Origin of the sequence: Providencia sp. 2023EL-00965, from assembly GCF_033550225.1 — a bacterium.
Taxonomy (GTDB): Bacteria; Pseudomonadota; Gammaproteobacteria; order Enterobacterales; family Enterobacteriaceae; genus Providencia; species Providencia manganoxydans.
Window position 1 is genome coordinate 226,689 of the sequence record NZ_JAWUEH010000001.1, and the last position, 19,349, is coordinate 246,037.

At 40.2% G+C, this 19,349-nt stretch carries 18 protein-coding genes and 1 tRNA gene; 10 read left to right on the plus strand and 9 right to left on the minus strand.

Annotation, left to right across the window (positions count from 1 at the left end; all coding sequences use genetic code 11):
* Positions 1-27: 27 nt before the first annotated feature.
* A complete protein-coding gene (alr, locus tag SC428_RS01050) occupies positions 28-1,098 on the plus strand; it encodes an alanine racemase (protein ID WP_318705587.1) in 1,071 nt (356 codons plus the stop codon).
* Positions 1,099-1,235: 137 nt separating this feature from the next.
* Complete coding sequence (locus SC428_RS01055) at positions 1,236-1,988, plus strand: MipA/OmpV family protein (RefSeq protein ID WP_318705588.1); 753 nt, start codon at positions 1,236-1,238, stop codon at positions 1,986-1,988.
* 64 nt (positions 1,989-2,052) lie between these two features.
* On the opposite strand, the gene SC428_RS01060 is transcribed toward SC428_RS01055, so the two are convergent.
* Together SC428_RS01060 and gapA are read right to left on the minus strand one after the other, a co-directional pair.
* Complete coding sequence (locus SC428_RS01060; RefSeq protein WP_070928210.1) at positions 2,053-2,934, minus strand: D-hexose-6-phosphate mutarotase; 882 nt, start codon at positions 2,932-2,934, stop codon at positions 2,053-2,055.
* 161 nt (positions 2,935-3,095) lie between these two features.
* Entirely contained in the window at positions 3,096-4,091 is a 996-nt protein-coding gene (gene gapA, locus SC428_RS01065; RefSeq protein WP_318705591.1) for a glyceraldehyde-3-phosphate dehydrogenase, read from the minus strand.
* 355 nt (positions 4,092-4,446) lie between these two features.
* On the opposite strand from gapA, the gene msrB reads away from it, so the two are divergent.
* The 4 genes from msrB to SC428_RS01085 all read left to right on the plus strand — a co-directional run bounded on the left by msrB (position 4,447) and on the right by SC428_RS01085 (position 7,718).
* Positions 4,447-4,860 (plus strand): peptide-methionine (R)-S-oxide reductase MsrB, encoded by a 414-nt coding sequence (msrB, locus tag SC428_RS01070; RefSeq protein WP_070928204.1) that lies wholly within the window; start codon positions 4,447-4,449, stop codon positions 4,858-4,860.
* A gap of 93 nt (positions 4,861-4,953) precedes the next feature.
* Positions 4,954-5,256, plus strand: a complete 303-nt coding sequence (locus SC428_RS01075; RefSeq protein WP_070928202.1) for a YeaC family protein — start codon at positions 4,954-4,956, stop codon at positions 5,254-5,256.
* 366 nt (positions 5,257-5,622) lie between these two features.
* Positions 5,623-7,455: a colicin-like bacteriocin tRNase domain-containing protein gene (locus SC428_RS01080; RefSeq protein WP_318705595.1), complete on the plus strand. Its 1,833-nt coding sequence runs from the start codon at positions 5,623-5,625 to the stop codon at positions 7,453-7,455.
* The gene (locus SC428_RS01085) at positions 7,455-7,718 is read left to right on the plus strand and encodes a bacteriocin immunity protein (RefSeq protein WP_180355057.1); all 264 of its coding nucleotides are present in this window, start codon (positions 7,455-7,457) and stop codon (positions 7,716-7,718) included. Before SC428_RS01080 ends, SC428_RS01085 begins: the two co-directional genes overlap by 1 nt.
* Positions 7,719-7,765: 47 nt before the next feature.
* On the opposite strand, the gene pncA is transcribed toward SC428_RS01085, so the two are convergent.
* The 3 genes from pncA to sppA all read right to left on the minus strand — a co-directional run bounded on the left by pncA (position 7,766) and on the right by sppA (position 11,473).
* On the minus strand, positions 7,766-8,422 hold the full coding sequence (gene pncA / locus SC428_RS01090) for a bifunctional nicotinamidase/pyrazinamidase (protein WP_070928199.1): 657 nt from the start codon (positions 8,420-8,422) through the stop codon (positions 7,766-7,768).
* Complete coding sequence (ansA, locus tag SC428_RS01095; protein ID WP_070928196.1) at positions 8,409-9,428, minus strand: asparaginase; 1,020 nt, start codon at positions 9,426-9,428, stop codon at positions 8,409-8,411. Before ansA ends, pncA begins: the two co-directional genes overlap by 14 nt.
* A 185-nt stretch (positions 9,429-9,613) precedes the next feature.
* Positions 9,614-11,473 carry a signal peptide peptidase SppA gene (sppA, locus tag SC428_RS01100; RefSeq protein WP_070928194.1) on the minus strand — a complete coding sequence of 620 codons (1,860 nt, stop codon included), beginning with the start codon at positions 11,471-11,473 and terminating at the stop codon, positions 9,614-9,616.
* Between the two features lie 310 nt (positions 11,474-11,783).
* Between sppA and SC428_RS01105 the strand changes: the two genes are divergently transcribed.
* Genes SC428_RS01105 through SC428_RS01115 form a run of 3 tightly spaced genes read left to right on the plus strand, consistent with a single transcriptional unit; the run spans position 11,784 to position 15,325 of the window.
* Positions 11,784-12,335: an NAD(P)H nitroreductase gene (locus SC428_RS01105; protein ID WP_070928192.1), complete on the plus strand. Its 552-nt coding sequence runs from the start codon at positions 11,784-11,786 to the stop codon at positions 12,333-12,335.
* Positions 12,336-12,349: 14 nt separating this feature from the next.
* Entirely contained in the window at positions 12,350-13,390 is a 1,041-nt protein-coding gene (gene selD / locus SC428_RS01110; protein WP_140179516.1) for a selenide, water dikinase SelD, read from the plus strand.
* Between the two features lie 3 nt (positions 13,391-13,393).
* Positions 13,394-15,325, plus strand: a complete 1,932-nt coding sequence (locus SC428_RS01115) for a DNA topoisomerase III (RefSeq protein WP_140179518.1) — start codon at positions 13,394-13,396, stop codon at positions 15,323-15,325.
* Between the two features lie 55 nt (positions 15,326-15,380).
* Here SC428_RS01115 and xthA read toward each other — a convergent pair whose 3' ends face one another.
* Positions 15,381-16,202, minus strand: a complete 822-nt coding sequence (gene xthA / locus SC428_RS01120; protein WP_318705603.1) for an exodeoxyribonuclease III — start codon at positions 16,200-16,202, stop codon at positions 15,381-15,383.
* A 455-nt stretch (positions 16,203-16,657) separates the two neighbouring features.
* Between xthA and SC428_RS01125 the strand changes: the two genes are divergently transcribed.
* On the plus strand, positions 16,658-17,533 hold the full coding sequence (locus tag SC428_RS01125) for a LysR family transcriptional regulator (RefSeq protein ID WP_070928469.1): 876 nt from the start codon (positions 16,658-16,660) through the stop codon (positions 17,531-17,533).
* A 1-nt stretch (position 17,534) separates the two neighbouring features.
* Here the strand turns inward: SC428_RS01125 and SC428_RS01130 are convergent.
* The 3 genes from SC428_RS01130 to SC428_RS01140 form a co-directional block, all read right to left on the minus strand.
* Positions 17,535-17,619: transfer RNA gene (locus tag SC428_RS01130), tRNA-Tyr, on the minus strand.
* Between the two features lie 138 nt (positions 17,620-17,757).
* On the minus strand, positions 17,758-18,606 hold the full coding sequence (purU, locus tag SC428_RS01135; protein ID WP_070928185.1) for a formyltetrahydrofolate deformylase: 849 nt from the start codon (positions 18,604-18,606) through the stop codon (positions 17,758-17,760).
* Between the two features lie 222 nt (positions 18,607-18,828).
* Positions 18,829-19,308, minus strand: coding sequence for a YchJ family protein (locus SC428_RS01140; protein ID WP_070928183.1), 480 nt, complete (start codon positions 19,306-19,308; stop codon positions 18,829-18,831).
* Positions 19,309-19,349 lie beyond the last annotated feature (41 nt).

Sequence of the window (19,349 nt, forward strand, 5' to 3'; positions counted from 1 at the left end):
TAAAATAACGAAGAATAAGGAATAAACATGCCACGCCCAATTAGTGCGGTGATCCACCTGCAAAATTTTACGCATAATTTGTCTGTTACCCGTCGACATGCAGGCGCGTCTAAAATATGGTCAGTAATGAAAGCAGATGCTTATGGGCACAGCATTAAACATGTATGGAAAGCATTATCGTCAACAGATGGATTTGCCATTCTTGATTTGCATGAAGCCATATTATTACGTGAAGAAGGGTGGACAGGGCCTATTCTGTTGTTAGAAGGATTTTTTCAGCAAGATGATCTAAAAGTTGTTGATCAATACCAGTTAACCACCTCGGTTCATAGTGATTGGCAATTGGATGCGATTGAAAATGCGACGTTTACAGCACCTATTTCAGTGTACGCTAAATTAAACAGTGGAATGAATCGCTTAGGTTTTTCACCTGATAAGTATGCTGATGCAGTTAAAAGACTCTCATCAATGTCTAATGTAAGTAGCGTCACTTTAATGACCCATTTTGCCAATTCCGATCTGACAACAGGTACAGACCTGCCACATCAACGGATTAAGCCGTTTATTGATCATAATTATCCCGTATGTATTGCAAATTCAGGTGCAACATTGTGGCATCCTAAAACCCATTATGATTGGGTACGCTCAGGGGTGATATTGTATGGCGCATCACCGAGTGGCAAATGGCAAGATATCGCAGATAAAGATTTACGGGCAACCATGACACTCAGATCGCAAATTATTGGTATGCATTCTATTGCAGCGGGAGAATCGATTGGCTATGGCAGCAAATTTACCGCGTCACAACCAATGAAAATAGCGACAGTGGCTTGTGGTTATGCAGATGGTTACCCTCGTCATGCCCCAACGGGTACTCCTGTTTGGTTGAATGGCCAGCGATGTGCATTATTAGGTGCGGTTTCAATGGATATGTTAACTATTGATGTGAGTGAATGCCAAGAGGTCAGTATTGGTGATGAAGTTGAATTATGGGGGAAAAATTTACCTATTGATGATGTTGCCCAAGCCGCAGGAACGATTGGCTATGAATTGATGTGTGCTTTAGCAAAAAGAGTACCTGTCTTATATGAAGAGTGAATAATTCCTTAAACAATTATTAGACACGGCTATAAATTTAGCTAAAAATGTGATCGGCTGTGCTAGTATTTTGGCTAAGGTCCGCATCAATGTATGATGCACTTTATTGATCAATTTCTTAATATTTCAGGTTTTATATGTCTAAGACAATTAAATTAACATCACTTGCTGTTGCTCTAGGTTTAATATCTTCCGCTGCGGTTGCTGGCACATGGTCAGTTGGTGGTTCTGTTTTGGCACAGTCGACGCCATATAAAGGTATTAAATCGAAAGATTATGTCACGCCAGTTCCGATTGTTAACTATGACAGTGAGAATTTTTACTTTCATACGTTAGCAGCTGGCTATTACTTATGGAATGACCAAGCTGATCAGTTGTCAATTGACGCTTATTATTATCCGCAATTTTTTAAACCTAAAGATAATGACGATCGTGACATGCGTCAATTGGATCGCCGTCGTGATACTGTGATGGGCGGTTTTACTTATAAGCATAAGGCTGACTGGGGTACTATCAGAACCGTTGCTTCTGGCGATATCTTAGGCATCAGTAATGGTTTACGTGCTGAAGTTGCATACCTATATGGTTTCCATGGTGACAAGTGGTCATTAGTACCAGGGGTAGGTATCAAGTGGGATAGTAAAAATCAAAATCGTTATGAGTATGGTGTTTCTTCAAAAGAATCTCGTAATAGCGGTTTAGAGCGTTATCGTCCGGGGGATAGCTGGACACCATATGTAGAATTATCAGGTAATTATCTATTTACTGATAATTGGAGTGCGTTCGCTATGGGTCGTGTTGACCGTTTACCAAGCGAAGTTAAAGATAGCCCAATGGTTAATAAATCTGTTTCTGCGATTGTGTGGAGTGGTATAACGTATACATTCTAATTGCTAAATAGAGATAAATAAAAAACCCCAAAAGTGGAACTGCTTTTGGGGTTTTCTTTAGGTATTACTCTTGAGGTTTATTGTCTCGTGACATCATGACTAGCGAAAGTCGTGCTGGGTTTTGATTCTCGCTTTTCATGGGTTTATTGATCCGAGCAGTTTCCACGCATATCATCTGCTTATAACCATTATTTGGCATATCTTGCATACTGCATGTTAACTCAGCCCATGGATTCCAGCACACGACATCTGAATTATGATAGTGATGAATTTCTATGGTTCGTGACCAGCTATCATCGCGGATCAAGCTGTATTCTTCTGGCTCTGAATAAATTCGATCAGTTTGAGCATTAATTTTTAGTGGTTTGTCCTCATAAACTTCACGATCGGCCACTTTGTCGAAGTAATGGCCACCTAAGCCATATACTGTTGTTTTTTGAATATCACCAATATTAAGGTAAGTATGCATTGCTGCGGTTGTTTCAAAATCACCATAGCTTTCTAATTCAATTTCACAGGTCTCTCCGAGTTTCATGCGTAATATTAGCGTGAATTCATGCGGCCAAAGTTTGCGCGTATATTCCGTATCGGTGAGGGTAAAGGTAAGGATCACACCATCTTCATGCTCATTATGTGCAGTAAATTGCCATGGCAAAATACGTGCAAAACCATGGCTAGGGCTCGCGACAGGACCAAACCAAGGCCAACAAATGGGAATGCCCCCACGAATTGCTGTACCTGTTTTGAAGGCGCTTTCGCTACTTAGCCAAAGGCAGGGTTTTTGCCCATGAGGCTGCCAGTCAATTAATTGTGCTCCTTGAAGACTCACGGCTCCACGTACTTTAGGATGGGATATGAGAATTAAAGGAAGTTCACCTAATTGACGTTGACTGATATAGGCTGAAAGCTGCTTAATAACCGGTAGAGCAAAGAGTTTATCATGCATAATGATTTGCCTGTGATAAAGGAACTGTGGGTACAAATAGGTTAGCAGAAGTTGTAGGAACAGTCATGATACATAACTGTATAATGATAAATTTTAAGAGAAAATAAACAAAAGAGCCGCCAATTTTGGCGGCTCTAGTTACCCTAAAACGTTAACAGCTCTTATTTAGAGATGTGAGCGATCAGGTCAAGAACTTTGTTTGAGTAGCCAGTTTCGTTGTCATACCAAGAAACCAGTTTTACAAAGTTGTCGTTCAGTGCGATACCTGCTTTAGCATCGAATACTGAAGTCAGTTTTTCACCGTTGAAATCAGTAGATACAACGTCATCTTCAGTGTAACCCAGAACGCCTTTTAGCTCGCCTGCTGCTGCTTCTTTAATAGCATCACAGATTTGTGCGTAAGTTGCTGGTTTTTCCATACGAACAGTTAAGTCAACGACTGAAACGTTAGGAGTCGGAACACGGAAAGACATACCAGTCAGTTTGCCATTCAGTTCAGGAATAACTTTACCTACTGCTTTAGCAGCACCAGTTGATGATGGGATGATGTTTTGAGCAGCACCACGACCACCACGCCAGTCTTTGTGAGAAGGACCATCAACTGTTTTTTGTGTTGCAGTTGTTGCGTGAACAGTCGTCATCAGACCTTCAACGATACCAAACTTGTCATTGATAACTTTAGCCAGAGGTGCCAAGCAGTTAGTTGTACAAGATGCGTTAGAAACGATTTCTTGACCTGCATAGCTCTTATGGTTAACACCCATAACGAACATTGGAGTGTCGTCTTTAGATGGGCCAGTAAGAACAACTTTCTTCGCGCCTGCTTGAATGTGTTTACGTGCAGTCTCATCAGTTAAGAAGATACCGGTTGCTTCAGCAACAACGTCAACATCAACTTCGTTCCACTTCAGGTTTGCAGGATCTTTTTCTGCAGTAACGCGAATTTTTTTGCCATTTACAACTAGGTGACCATCTTTAACTTCAACAGTACCGTTGAAACGACCGTGAGTAGAGTCATATTTCAGCATGTAAGCCATATAGTCTGCATCGAGCAGGTCGTTGATAGCAACGATTTCGATATCAGAACGCTCTTGTGCAGCACGGAAAACGATACGGCCAATACGACCAAAACCATTAATACCTACTTTGATAGTCATAGTATTTCCACCAGCTATTTATTCGTGAATTAAGTTGTAGTTAAAGTTACCAAAACCTTGCCAGCCGTCAAGCGGAATCGTGTCAATTATTGAAAAAAATCAAATCTAGTCGCACTAATTGCTTACTTGTCAGCCACTTTAGAGGCAAATACATCCGCACGTATTATCGGGATTGTGCACAGATAAAGGAACCTGCTATCAGTGATATATGTGAAACCGGTCACAAATCCATATACAAAGCACGCTGTTAATTAGTTTAGAATAGATTTACTGATTTCGTTGTTAATTTTTTGTTGCGTTAAATTGGTGTATTATTAGTTTAATACCACTTAATCTTTCAGTATTTGGGTTTTATATGACAGATAAAGATAAGCAACCGATTGATTTATCGGAGCTAAATGATATTCAGCAATATGTGACTCAACAAGCGGGCACTGAACGACCTTTTACAGGAACGTTATTGCATAACCGTAAAGATGGTGTGTATGAATGCCTATGTTGTGGCACGCCATTATTTCTTTCTGAGACAAAATTTGATGCAGGATGTGGCTGGCCAAGCTTTTATCAGCCAGTCAGCGAAGAAGCGATTAAATATATCGAAGATTTTTCTCATGGTATGCATCGGATTGAAGTGCGCTGTCAAAACTGTAATGCGCATTTAGGGCATGTTTTTCCAGATGGTCCGCAACCTACGGGTCAGCGTTACTGCATTAATTCAGCATCGTTAAGCTTCATCGATGAGCAAACGGGTGAAAAGACCCGTGGATAGGGTGCTGACGCTAGCTGATAGTTTAAAATAACAATAGCAATATCGATTCAGCTTTCTGGGTATCGCTAGCTGTATCAATTGAAGGAGTATGATGTGAGCGTTGAATTAGCGCCTGAGCAATTAGAACAATTGTTATCTGTAATGACCCCTGAAATTTATCAGCGCTTAGTGACCGCTGTTGAGTTGGGTAAATGGCCCGATGGGGTCGCATTAACGCCTGAGCAGAAAGAGCATAGCCTACAAATGGTGATGCTGTGGCAATCAAGGAATAATCATTCACCAGAACATATGACAATTGGTACGGATGGGCAAATTACGATGAAAAGTAAGCAGGAGCTCAAATCCATGTTTCAAGGTGATATATTGGCGACATTGAAACCGCAAAATCAAGATTAATTTCATTAGCTCGCCTCTTAAAGCTAATAAGAGGCGAGCCATATCAATAATACTCCATAACGAGAACCTGTTTTCATTCTAATACTTCGGTTTAAATAACCGATTTTTAGCTTGTTTAATTTATTTCCTTTCTTACAAATAGCTTCCCCAATGGTTTTTAATCACCAATAGAATATAGGGTACTAAACGCATTTTTAAGTTCTGTGTTTGGCTTAATTTATATTCATTTCACCTGTAATTTAATCTAATAAAACTCCTTAGTTATTGATAATTAATATTATTTATCAGGTTTTGCCATAAAGATAGCATAAAAGGGCTGTTTCGATAAACAGTCCTTTTAATCTTGCTAATAAATAAGGATATTTTATGGCAAATAATGATTCTCATGACAGCATGAGCGTATCAGCAAGCCCCGATAGTGATGACAACAATGGAAGAGGAACAGGTCCAGAAGGGCGAGGGGATTCGGGGGGGAGTCGTGGCAGCTCTCACTCACGTTCTGTAAATTTTAGCCAAACACCTGAAAAACAAGCCATCATTAACCCACTTATTCTACTCCCTGTCACCATTGCTGTAGTGGAAGGAACATGGGGTGTCACAGTAAGTGCCGTTCGTTCTACACCTACTCCATTAGCTCAATTGGTTGCAAAGGTGATTAATTCAGCACCAATAGCTGCTCGAGCTGTAGGATTTACGATTTCTGCAATTTATCCCACCCCCGTTGCGCCAGACAATATTGACCCTTATTTTGCAGAACATCAGCGACAGTTAGCCGATATTGTTGCTAGACAAAACTTGCAGGACAAAACCTATAGTGTGACAGCACTTCCTGCAAGCCTTGTAACGGATACTCCAATTAGTTCAATAGCTCAATTACAGGAAGTTACAGCAAAGGTCATTGCAGAGCCTGTTATTGATCCAGTAACAGAACAGAAAGTCACTGCATTGACTAAAACCGACCGTAAAGTTTCTGTCGTTAAAGCGACAAGAACTCGCCGTACGAGCGTTTATTCTGTTGCTGCTGTTCCTAATCAACCACCATTGCAAGTCTATGTTGATATGAGGGAACCTAGAGGATTAGCCAGCTCCCCTGCCATTATTGAAAGTGTGTTGCCTGTTTCACTATTACCTAGCCCTGTAGCGCAAACCACCCACCATATCGTTGATTTTGGTGATGAGCATGCGCCAATTTATCTTTCCATCTCTAAACAACATACATCTCAGCAACTAGCGCTCGAAGTTGAAGAAGCCAAAAGGCGCGATGAGGAGTTTTTAGACACTCATCCCATCGAAGCCGCAGAACGAGAGCTGGCAGCAGCACAAAGCCAGCTCTCTTCGGCAAGAGCTAATTTAGGGTTACGTCAACGACAATTACAGGCATTACAGAATACCTCCGAAGCGTTAGCTTTTACCGATCCACAGCGACATCCGTTAGAAATTCGTTTTGATGATTGGATCAGTGGATTAGGTTCAAGTTATCGTGACGGCAGCGTGTTGTTGCATCTCAATGCGATTATTGATTCGCCGACAAATTTAGCTTTTTTAATGCAGCATGGTGCTACTCGTTATGTTGCAGACGTTTTAGAGGTTAATAATATTGAAGCTCCCACGGAAGGGGGACGACGTGTAGCGCTAGCTGTACGTGATAAGCTGATTGAGCTGTATGATGAGCTGCACCAACGTTTTCTGCGTTCAATAAAACTTATTGATGATGCTGAAAAAATATTGGCGCTTGCGGAAGCTGAAGTCAAAGACGCGGAAGATAAAACCGCGGCAGCAGAAGATAAAGTTGCTAAGGAAAATAAGCGCAGGCAAGAAGGAACGGTAACAGGAAATGGTGAGGTGGTTGGCGAGCAGTGGTTGGAAGATGCAAATAAAGACAATGGTGTCCCAATCCCAGAGCAAATTGCCGAAAAACTTCGAGGGAAAAAATTTAAAACCTTTGATGAGTTTAGAAAAGCATTTTGGGAAGAGGTGTCGAAAGATCCTGAACTACTTGAGCAGTTTTGTGATGCTAACAAAGGCAACATAAAAAAAGGTAAAGCTCCTGCTCCTATTGAAGAAGAACAGGTTGGTGGACGAGTCAAGTTTGAATTACATCATGAAGAGCCTATAGCTCAGGGTGGAGAAGTATATGGTATAGATAATTTACGAGTAGTAACGCCAAAAAGGCATATCGGAATACATAAAAAGGGATAATGATGACAAAAAAAAACAGTATTAGTGATTACACAGAAGCAGAGTTTATCGCTTTTGTTCGAAAATTATTTAATGTTGAGAATACGACAGAGGAAGAGGATATCGCCACTCTTCTTGAATTTAAAAGGCTTAGTGAGCATCCATCTGGTTCGGATTTAATTTATTACCCTAATAAAAACAGACCAGATACCCCAGAAGGCGTTGTACAAGAAGTGAAAGAGTGGAGAGCGCAGCAAGGGAAACCAGGTTTTAAAGTCGGTTAACTTTCCATATAACACTAACCACCCAATGTGTATTTGGGTGGTTTTATTTATTGCAAAGAATCTGTCGTCAGTAAAGTAGCGCCTTTTTGTGACATTTCAGCTAAAGCGAGTTCACTGTCCATGGCTGATAGATTGACACCACGGCAACCATCAATCAGGACATCGACGTTGTAGCCTAACTTTAGTGCATCCATGACTGTAAATTTGACGCAATAGTCGGTGGCTATTCCCATAATAAATAACTGGGTAATTTGTTGCTGTTGTAGCCAAGTATGTAACCGAGTTTGGCTAATTTTATCATTATCAAAAAACGCACTATAGCTATCAACTTGTGGGTTCTCACCTTTCGTAAATACCTCAACAATTGCGTCTCGATTTAATTCAGGATGAAATTCAGCGCCATACTCTCCTTGTACACAGTGATCGGGCCACCAAACTTGCGCAATTCCATTTAATTTACCAATATCCCCCACTTGAGTGCCTGAATTACTGGCAAAGCTGAGGTGGTTCGCAGGGTGCCAATCTTGACTGGCAATAATGGGAATATTTTGCTTTTGGCAAAGCTCTATGGCTTTGTTTGCTGTCTGTATTACAATGTCACTATCTGCAACGGCAAGTGCACCACCAGTACAGAAATCATTTTGTAAGTCTACTAAAAGTAACGCGGATTTAACCAAATCCTCGCTTTGCTTATTCATCGGCATAGCTGAGTTCGCCTCTTAGATTATTTTGCATTAATTCCCGAACATGTGCCGGTGTATAATTTTGACTAAGTAAATAATGTAATTTGCTCAATGCTGCTTCAAATGTCATATCAAACCCACTAATGACACCTGCCTCAGCGAGGGCATGACCTGTCGCATAACCTTCCATATTTACACGACCCGAAATGCACTGAGTCAGATTTACCACAATAATACCTCGGTTTGTAGCATCGTGGAGGATTTTTAGTAATTCAGGCTGCTGAGGCGCATTTCCTACACCATATGAACGTAAAATTAGTGCTTTAACAGGTTGTTGAAGAATATTACGCACAATCTCAATGGATAAGCCTGGGTAAAGCATGACAACACCAATGGGTTGCGGTGTGATGCGATGAGTGATCAAAGAACCAATACCAATAGGTGCAGGGCATGTATTAAAAGTACGTATATGGATCCCAGCTTCCATTAAAGGAGAGCAGTTAGGCGATGTAAATGCATCGAAGCCATCTGCATGCGCTTTGACAGTACGATTGCCCCGATACAATTTATTATTAAAAAATAAGCCAACTTCATTAATCGGATAATTAGCGGCTAAATATAAGGCATTTAGTAAGTTGGTTTGCCCATCTGAACGTAATGCTTCTAAGGGTATTTGTGACCCTGTCACAATAACGGGTTTACGTAAGTTTTCTAACATAAATGATAATGCTGAGGCGGTATAAGCCATGGTATCGGTGCCATGCAAAATAACAAAACCATCATAGCTATCATAATTAGCACTAATATCGTCAGCGATAATTTGCCAATCTTCTGGGGTAATATCAGAAGAGTCAATTAAAGGCTGGTGTTCCCTAATCGTAAATGCAGGCATTTCTGGTCTGTGGAATTCAGGCATTTTAGCTAGCTGCGCTTGCAAGTGTCCTGAAACAGGAATGTAGCCTTGGGGGGAGTGGCGCATACCGATAGTTCCTCCGGTATACACAACGTAAATCGATTTCTTCTGCATTTCATTACCTAGCTTAGTCGGTACTGGATTAGCAGTTAATAATCATATGGATGATTGTTAATGCTGACTTCATTTGATGTTATAACAATTTTGAACGATTTAATTGTGGTTATCTACTGTTTAAGTGGCATTGACTGATGATAAAACGTTGGAACCCCTTTAGTTTAACTAAAGGGGTTAAAAGGTTAGTTAATTTCAGCGCAGTTTAAACAAAACGCATATCGATTTTGTGGATCATTCATTTTTAAGAAAAACTGAGCTTGCTGGCGGATATCGGTTGCAACCGATGGCGGCAGAAAAACTTGTAACATATCAGGCATAACGGCCTGTGCATTATTACTAATCTCTAAAATTAGTTGATCCATAAAGGTCAACTCAGGCTGCATCCAATCGAGTTCAACGGAATCGAGTTTAGCGAGTTCAGCTGCTTTATTAACCGCATCATCAAAATCACCTAGCTGATCAACTAAACCAATTTTCTTCGCATCACTGCCTATCCAAACACGGCCTTGAGCGATAGCATCAATCTCTTTGGGAGTTTTATGTCGTGATTTAGCCACTAAATTAATAAAGTTTTCATAACCATTTTCAATGGTGACTTGCATCATATCGGAAAACTCAGAGCTAATTCCTTTTGTCACAGAAATATCTGCAAGAGAGGTTGTCGAAACGCCATCAGTGTATACACCGACAGAGTCCAAGGCATTTTCAAACGTATTGATCACACCAAAAATACCGATCGAACCCGTTATTGTACTTGGGCTGGCAATAATGTAGTCGGCAGGGGTTGAAACCCAATAACCGCCAGAGGCAGCCATACCGCCCATAGAAACGACAACGGGTTTACCCGCCGCTTTAGCTGAAGCAAGTTCACTACGAATTAATTCCGAAGCGGTTACGCTACCGCCAGGGCTATTGACGCGTAAAATAATAGCTTTGATATTCGGATCAAGGCGAGCATCACGAATTTGTGTGCTGATAAGATCGCCACTTGCGATACCCGGTGCTTGAGGGCCATCCATTATCGCACCTTGCACAACGATGACAGCGATATTACCTGCCGGTGTTTCTGTGCCAATATTGGTTAGTTTTCCAGAGTAATCATAAATGCTGATATAGTTGAAATGTTTATCATCTTTATTCCAACCAAACTGCTTTTTAAGCACATTTTCAGCTTGTTCACGGGTATAAATTTTATCAACCAATTTTTGGTTTAAAGCGTATTGTGCGCTATCTCCACCTACCGCACGGAGCTTACTGACTAATGTTTCAGAACCGGGGAAGATCCCTTGAACATTGGTTTTACGATTTTGCGCGAGTGTATTAAGGTAGTTATCCCATAGCGCGTTTAGCCATTGTTTGGTTGCCTCTCGAGCTTCTGGGGACATGTTGTCACGCATCAGGGGTTCTACCGCTGATTTGTAGGTACCAACACGGAAAATATGGCTACTTACTTTCAGTTTTTCTAACAGTGATTTGTAATAAAGTGTATTAGTAGAAAAACCTTGTATACCGACCATTCCTTGTGGCGCCATAAAAATCTGATCAGCATAGCTTGCTAAGTAATATTGAGACTGGGTATAACCATCTCCAACGGCGTAAATTGGTTTTCCCGAGCTCTTGAAATCAGCAATTGCCTTACCAATAAAATTAAGAGAAGGTTGATCTGCGCCGACAAGATTATCTAAGCGGAGTACCATACCGGTGATGCGATCATCGGTTGCTGCGTTGCGGATAGTATCCACAATATCGAACAAGGCGTTTTCTTGCATACGACTGTTTGGCGTGCCTAACAGTTCACGGCTCATACGACCAAAGGGATCTGGTGTTGAAACTTGATCAACGACAACACCTTGTAAATCAACATAAAGTGCACCAAAGTAATTTGGATCAGGCTTTGATTCGGATTGATATAATGCTATCGAACCAATGACTAAAAAGCACAGTACTAAGAAAATGGTATTGAATACCAATTCCCGAATAAAATTTAGTATTCGCCAGCTAAATTTAAAGACAGTGGCGATGATCTCCCATATTTGACGCATATTTTCTCCAACACACGAATTTGCACTGATATCTTAATGAAATAAAAACAGTTGTCTGCAATTGAATGATATTTTTATGCATAACAAAGCGATTTAGCGCGTTGTACAATATCGTGATGATATTTTTCAAAACATATAGATGATATAATTCAATCAATTAATCAAGTAGAGCCCATGATGTTGGCCGGTAGCTGAATGACAAACTGGGTTCCGCTGCAAACTTTATTAGCACGTGATCATTAAATTAGAGTGATAATGATTGCTTGTTTGAATGACTATCATATCAGTTTACTCTGAATCGGAGATGAATATGGATGCTTTAACCCTTTTATTGAACCGTCGTTCAGCTTCACGGCTAACAACTCCCGCACCACAAGGTGATGAATTGCAGAATATTTTGGCTGCGGGTATGCGTGCACCTGATCATGGCGCATTGCGTCCTTGGCACTTTGTGGTTATGCAAGGTGAAGGGTTAAATCGCTTTAGTCAGTTACTTGAGAAGGCAGCAAAGGAAGGCAAGTTAGGGGCTGAAGTTGAAGAAAAAGCACGTAATGCACCGTTTAGAGCGCCGCTAATTATAACGGTTATCGCAAAAACACAAAATCATCCTAAAGTTCCAGAGTGGGAGCAAATTGTAGCGGCAGGTTGTACTGTACAAGCCATGCAAATGGCGGCAGTCGCACAAGGGTTTGGTGGAATTTGGCGCTCAGGCTCATGGACAGAAGATGAAATTGTCCGTGAGGGTTTAGGATGTGAACCAAACGATCATATTGTGGGCTTCCTTTATTTAGGAACTCCAGAACTAAAAGCGCCAACGAAAGTGCAAATGCCAGACATGCAAAACTTCGTTTCTCACTTTTAATAAGGCCAATTGTTATGGAAAAAATTAGATTAACACAATACAGTCACGGTGCTGGTTGTGGCTGTAAAATTGCCCCAAAAGTGTTAGAGCAAATTTTGCATTCAGAACAAGCTAAGTTTCATGATCCACATCTGTTAGTTGGCAATGAAACTAAAGATGATGCTGCTGTTTATGATCTAGGGAACGGTATCGGTATCATTAGCACCACAGATTTCTTTATGCCAATCGTTGATTCACCGTATGAGTTTGGGCGTATTGCCGCAACAAATGCGATCAGTGATATTTTTGCGATGGGCGGTAAACCGATTATGGCTATCGCCATTTTAGGATGGCCAATTGCTAAATTACCCCCTGAGGTTGCCAGAGAGGTGATAGAAGGTGGACGAGCAGCGTGTGCGGATGCTGGAATATCATTGGCTGGTGGACACTCGATTGATGCACCAGAACCTATTTTTGGACTAGCGGTGACAGGGGTTGTTAATACTGAATATGTGAAAAAAAATAGTGCAGCAACAGCAGGTTGTGAATTATTTTTAACTAAACCGCTAGGTATTGGTGTACTCACAACCGCAGAGAAAAAAGGTGTATTGGCGCAAGAGCATCAGAATTTAGCCGCTGAAACTATGTGCCAGCTGAATAAATTAGGTGCGGTGATTGCACCATTAGCGGGTGTGACAGCGATGACTGATGTCACTGGATTTGGTTTATTGGGACATTTGAGTGAAATTTGCGAAGGTTCTCAAGTACGCGCTGAAATCTATTTCAATCAAGTTCCTAAACTGGCGAATGTAGAACACTATATCGAGGCTGGTTGTGTTCCTGGCGGCACTCAGCGTAATTTCGATAGTTATGGGCACCTGATTGGGCCAATGAGTGATGCTCAGCGTAAGCTATTATGTGATCCTCAGACATCGGGTGGGCTATTGATCGCAGTAGAACCTTCTGAAGTAGCTAAAATTAAAGACATTGCACATCAGCAAGGTGTTTTGTTACAGTCTATCGGTAAATTATTACCCCATCGGGACAATGTACCTTTAATTGAAGTGATAGATTAATTCATGCGTTTGTTTATTGCGGAAAAGCCTAGCCTTGCGCGGGCAATTGCGGATGTGCTACCTAAACCTCACAAAAGGGGGGATGGCTTTATCCAATGTGGTGCTGACCAAATGGTCACATGGTGTATCGGTCACTTGCTAGAGCAAGCGGAGCCTGATGCTTATGAACCTCGATATGCACGCTGGAATTTGCAGGATCTTCCTATTATCCCTGAAAAATGGTTGTTAAAACCACGTTCCGCAGTAACTAAACAACTTAAAACCATTGATACCCTTCTCAAACAGGCAACAGAGATCGTACACGCTGGGGACCCTGATAGAGAAGGGCAATTATTGGTAGATGAAGTTCTCGATTTTTTAAATCTTGAAGGTGAGAAAAGAAAGCAAGTTAAACGTTGTTTAATTAATGATCTCAACCCTCAAGCTGTTGAAAGAGCGATCGAACGTTTACGTGAAAACCGCGAATTTATCCCATTATGCGTTTCAGCATTAGCGCGAGCGCGAGCCGATTGGTTGTATGGCATTAATATGACTCGTGCCTATACCTTATTAGGACAACGAGGCGGTTACCAAGGCGTTCTTTCAGTTGGTCGGGTACAAACGCCAGTATTAGGTTTGGTTGTTCGCCGTGATGAAGATATCGAAAATTTTGTACCAAAAGATTATTTCGAAGTACGAGCGCATATCATCACGCCACAAGAAGAGCGTTTTGTGGCGATTTGGCAGCCGAGTGATTCCTGTATTGATTACCAAGATGAAGAGGGGCGTTTGTTTCATCGCCCACTGGCTGAACATGTGGTATCACGTATTACAGGGAAACCTGCATTTGTTACGCAATATCAAGATAAACGCGAATCTGAAATCGCACCTTTGCCATTTTCTCTTTCAGCATTACAAATTGAAGCGGCAAAAAAATATGGCTTAAGCGCTCAAGAAGTGCTGGATATTTGTCAGCGTTTATATGAAACCCATAAATTGATTACTTACCCGCGTTCAGATAGCCGTTATTTACCTGATGAACATTTTGCTGGGCGTCATTCTGTTTTGAATGCGATTTCAGTTCATCAACCTGATTTAACGCAATTTGAACTACCTGAATTAGATAAAAAGAACCGTTGTTGGGATGACAAAAAAGTGGATGCACACCATGCGATAATTCCAACGGCAAAAGCGGTTTCAGTAAAACTTACTGAAAATGAAGCGAATATTTATCAATTAGTTGCTCGTCAATACATTATTCAATTTATGTCGGATGCCGTTTATCGTAAATGTACTATTGAATTGGAAATCGAGAAGGGCAAATTTATTGCTAAAGCACGTTTTTTAGCTGAAGCTGGTTGGAGGGTCGTATTAGGCAATAAAGAACGTGATGCCGAAAATGATGGTACACCGCTCCCTATTGTTGCAAAAGGTGATGAGTTACTTTGTGAAAAAGGTGAAGTGATTGAAAAGCAAACTCAGCCACCAAGGCCTTTTACAGATGCAACATTGTTATCAGCAATGACGGGTATCGCGAGATTTGTTCAAGATAAAGCTTTAAAAAAAGTACTCCGTGAAACAGATGGATTAGGCACTGAGGCGACACGTGCAGGGATTATTGATTTATTGTTTAAGCGTCAGTTTTTATTCAAAAAAGGACGTTATATTCACTCATCACCAGCCGGTAGAGCACTAATTCATGTGCTACCAGATATGGCAACATTACCGGATATGACGGCACATTGGGAATCGATTTTGACGCAAATTAGTGAAAAACAAACTCGTTATGATGATTTTATGAACCCACTTAGTGCGACATTAACTCAATTGATCCATCAAGCTCGCCAGTTTACTAACCTGCGTGCTTTTAGAGAACTCCCGCCTGTGACGAAAAGCAAAGGCGACAAAAAGTCTGCCAAATCAAAGAAAAAGGCTCAGCCAAGTAATCATCAATAGTCACATTTTAAATGATAGGAGGAAAGCAACCTCCTATCGAGTTCCTGCGACTTATTTAGGGAGCAGCTTTGGTTAAATCAAATTCAGCCCAGACAGGGGCGTGATCTGAAGGTTTTTCCATTCCGCGAATGTCATAATCTATACCTGTGCCAACGCAATGTTGCGACAGTGCCGTTGAGGCTAATAGCAAGTCTATGCGTAGGCCACGGTTATCATCAAACCCTTTAGAACGATAATCAAACCATGAATAGCAATCATCAACCTCTGGATTCATCGTGCGATAGGTATCGACTAATCCCCAGTTGAGTAGCCTATCCATCCACTCGCGTTCCTCAGGTAAAAACGAACATTTCCCCGTTTTTAACCAGCGTTTACGGTTAACTTCACCAATACCGATATCAAGATCACTTGGGCTAATATTCATATCGCCCATGATCAGTAGTTGCGAATCAGGTGTTTGAGTTGAGGTTATGTAGTTTTGTAGATCTTGATAAAACTTTTGTTTAGCTGGAAATTTTATTGGATGGTCACGGCTTTCACCTTGAGGGAAGTAGCCATTGACGACGGTGAGTAAACCATTACTGGTTTCGATATCAGCCATAATAATTCGACGTTGGGCATCTTCTTCATCAGTAGGAAAACCTTTACGAACTGCAACGGGTTGATTTTTAGTTAATAGTGCAACCCCATAGTGTGCTTTTTGACCGTGATAAAAGACATGATAGCCGAGTTTACTCACCTCATCGTAAGGAAACATGTCATCATGAACCTTGGTTTCCTGAAGACCAATCACTTCTGGCTGATGTTTATCAATGATAGCAGCCAACTGATGTGGACGAGCACGTAGGCCATTAATATTGAACGAGATAAATTTCATGTTTTATCACCTAATAGATTTTTCTGAACTCGTTGATTCTAACAGATGATAGCTAGACTGTAACTATTTAATAACTATTTAACCAGCGATTGAATTATCATAACTGAATATTTACATTTCTAATTATAATATTAATGTTTTATTCCGAAATTTAAATAAGATTATTAGTTATACAATTAATGAAAAATATGTTCATCGATTTCCAATTGGTGATTTATATTTAATGTGATTTAATAGTCGAGCCATAAAAAATAATGAAATGAAACAGTATAATATATTGCTTTGCCATGTTGGAAAATATAAAAATACTTTTATGAAATATTGTTACTCATTCAATGAAAAGTTAAATTAAATTTTTCATCGATATGTCAAATAATGGGCTATTCAACGTATTGTTTTTAATGGTTAATAATGTTGAATCCTGCATGTTTAATAAACAGAATGGGGTCATAGATATGTTCTTTTCAAGAAAATTAGAGGCATTTATGGCGGTGGTTGAAAATGGCTCATTGAGTAAGGCTGCTAGGGTGATGAACCGCACTACGCCACCCATTGCCAAGTCGATTAAAGACTTCGAAACAAGCCTAGGTAAGCGATTATTTAAAAGAGAAAAATTTGGCATGACTTTAACTAAAGATGGCCAAGAGTTATATAATGATTTGCGCGATCTTTACTTGCAGGAGAAGGAAATAACTAAAAAACATTTTACAGGATATATTGTCAATGAAGCTAACATTTATTATGACTGGGGTAAGGAAAACTTTTTAGTTAATCTTTATCAGGCTGCTAATAAAAATAATGTTCAAATTAATATATTGAGATTTAATTATGAGGAAGTCGATGAAATAGTCGACTATGATGGTAATACGGTAATATTAAGTTCTCAACCCGTTATTAGTGAAAGGTTTTCACTGCAAAGAAAAATAGAAAATGCATCATTAGGTGTTTATTGTCGTAGCGAATTATATGATAAGTACCAAAATAATATTATGGAACTATTAAGAAACTGTACATGGTTGTGCGATCCTGCATTTTATAAGAGTAGTTTAATGAGTGAATTACTTGCTAAGACAGAATTGGAAGGTAATAAAGCCAGTATAAGGCAAATGGATAATATTGGTAGCTGCCAAAATTTTCTACAAATTGGTGATTTTATTGGGATTATTGACTACTACCCAGAAAATGATCTTAATGATAAATCACTTAATTATATACCCTTGAATTCGATCATCGATGAGAGTTGTTGTTTTGTCTATAAGTCGAAATCGCACTCAAGTGTGTTGAATCGTTTTACGGATATTATTGATACATTAGGAGGAAATCAATCTTGAATGGTGGTGGGAGAAGGATTCGAACCTTCGAAGTCTGTGACGGCAGATTTACAGTCTGCTCCCTTTGGCCGCTTGGGTATCCCACCAGATTTTGAATTGCTGTGTTCGTTGACAGCGGGCGGCATCATATCAAATGAGGCGCCCCTGTAAAGTATTAATTTTTAAAATTTGTTTGAATGCTGTTTTTTTGCGCTCAGTGCATAGTTAAACAGCAGATATTTGTGTTACAGGATAATAGTCCGGTTTCCGTAAACAAAAACGCGTTGAGCTAATACCCAATAAAGTGCATGACTGAGTACATTTTTTTCTACATCTCGGCCTGCTCGCATCATGTCGTCAGCAGTAAAGGTATGGTCAACATTAATGACGTTTTGCGTAATAATTGGGCCTTCATCAAGATTGTCATTAACAAAGTGCGCTGTTGCACCAATAATTTTAACGCCCCGTTCATATGCTTGGTGGTATGGACGGGCACCAATGAAAGCAGGTAAAAATGAATGATGGATATTAATAATTTGGTTTGGATAATGCTGTACAAACGCAGGCGTTAATACACGCATATATTTAGCAAGAACAACATAATCAGGTTGATACTGGTCGATTTGTGCTGTCATTTTTTCATCATGCTGCTCGCGTGTCAGGCCTTCATGGCTAATATGATGAAAAGGAATGCCAAATTGTTCGACTAAATGTTTGAGGGTATCATGATTACCGATAACGGCAGCGATTTCGACATCTAAGCCATCATAAGTACTTTTCATTAGAAGGTCACCTAAGCAATGTGCTTCTTTGGTTACCATTATCACGATACGGCGGCGGCCTGATGAATTTAATTCACGTTTAGAGCCTGCTGGGAGTGCATCATCAAGATCTGCAAGCAAAGTTTCATCGTTAAATATTCCTTCGAGTTCGGTTCTCATAAAAAAACGACCCGTACGATGATCAACAAATTCATTATTTTGCACGATATTCAATTGGTGTTTGTAACAAATATTGGTGATTTTTGCGATAAGTCCTTTCGCATCAGGGCAAATAGTGCGAAGGATCTTTTTTTGTACATTTTTTTGTTGCATGGGGCTGTCTAATCCTTAACTGACAATGCCTATACTGATACTCGTCACACTTCAAGTTGCAGCACTTTTCAGTGAGGTATGGTGACTACGCTTCTTCACAGGCTGCGTAGTTACACCTTGAATTATAGAGTATAGCGCGCATCAAACAGTGATTTGAATGATATCAATGTATAGGTAATCGATATACTGTGCATTTCCGTTATCATGGGTAAAACATAACCATTAATTATTGTTACAGCATTTTTTAAATTTATTGCCGGAACCACATGGACATAGATCATTACGGCTTGTTTTAGGGGTAATGCCATCTATGTAATACCAACGTTTTTCTATGCGAAGAAAACGGGAACGCTCATGAATAAGCTGCTTATGATCGGCTTTTTCATCAATAAAGCAAGTTGAAAATTGCACATAGCCTTCATCGGGATTTTTAGCATAAGAAGAACTAATAACACGAAGTGGTAACCATTTGGTTTGAGTAAAACTTTGTAGAATATCATTTCGCCATTCATTTGCGTGACAGTCAGGGTGCCATGTTGCAATAAGGTAGTCGACATTATGTACTACATAGGCGGTATAACGGGAACGCATTAACTGCTCAGGCGTTTCAGGAATAGCTTGATTGTCGAGATAAGGTTGACAGCAGTGGCTGAAAGGTACTTGATTACCACAAAAACAGGGGGTTTCTTGATGATGATCCATCTTTTTCTCTATAAAAATAAATATAAGGTATAAAAATAACT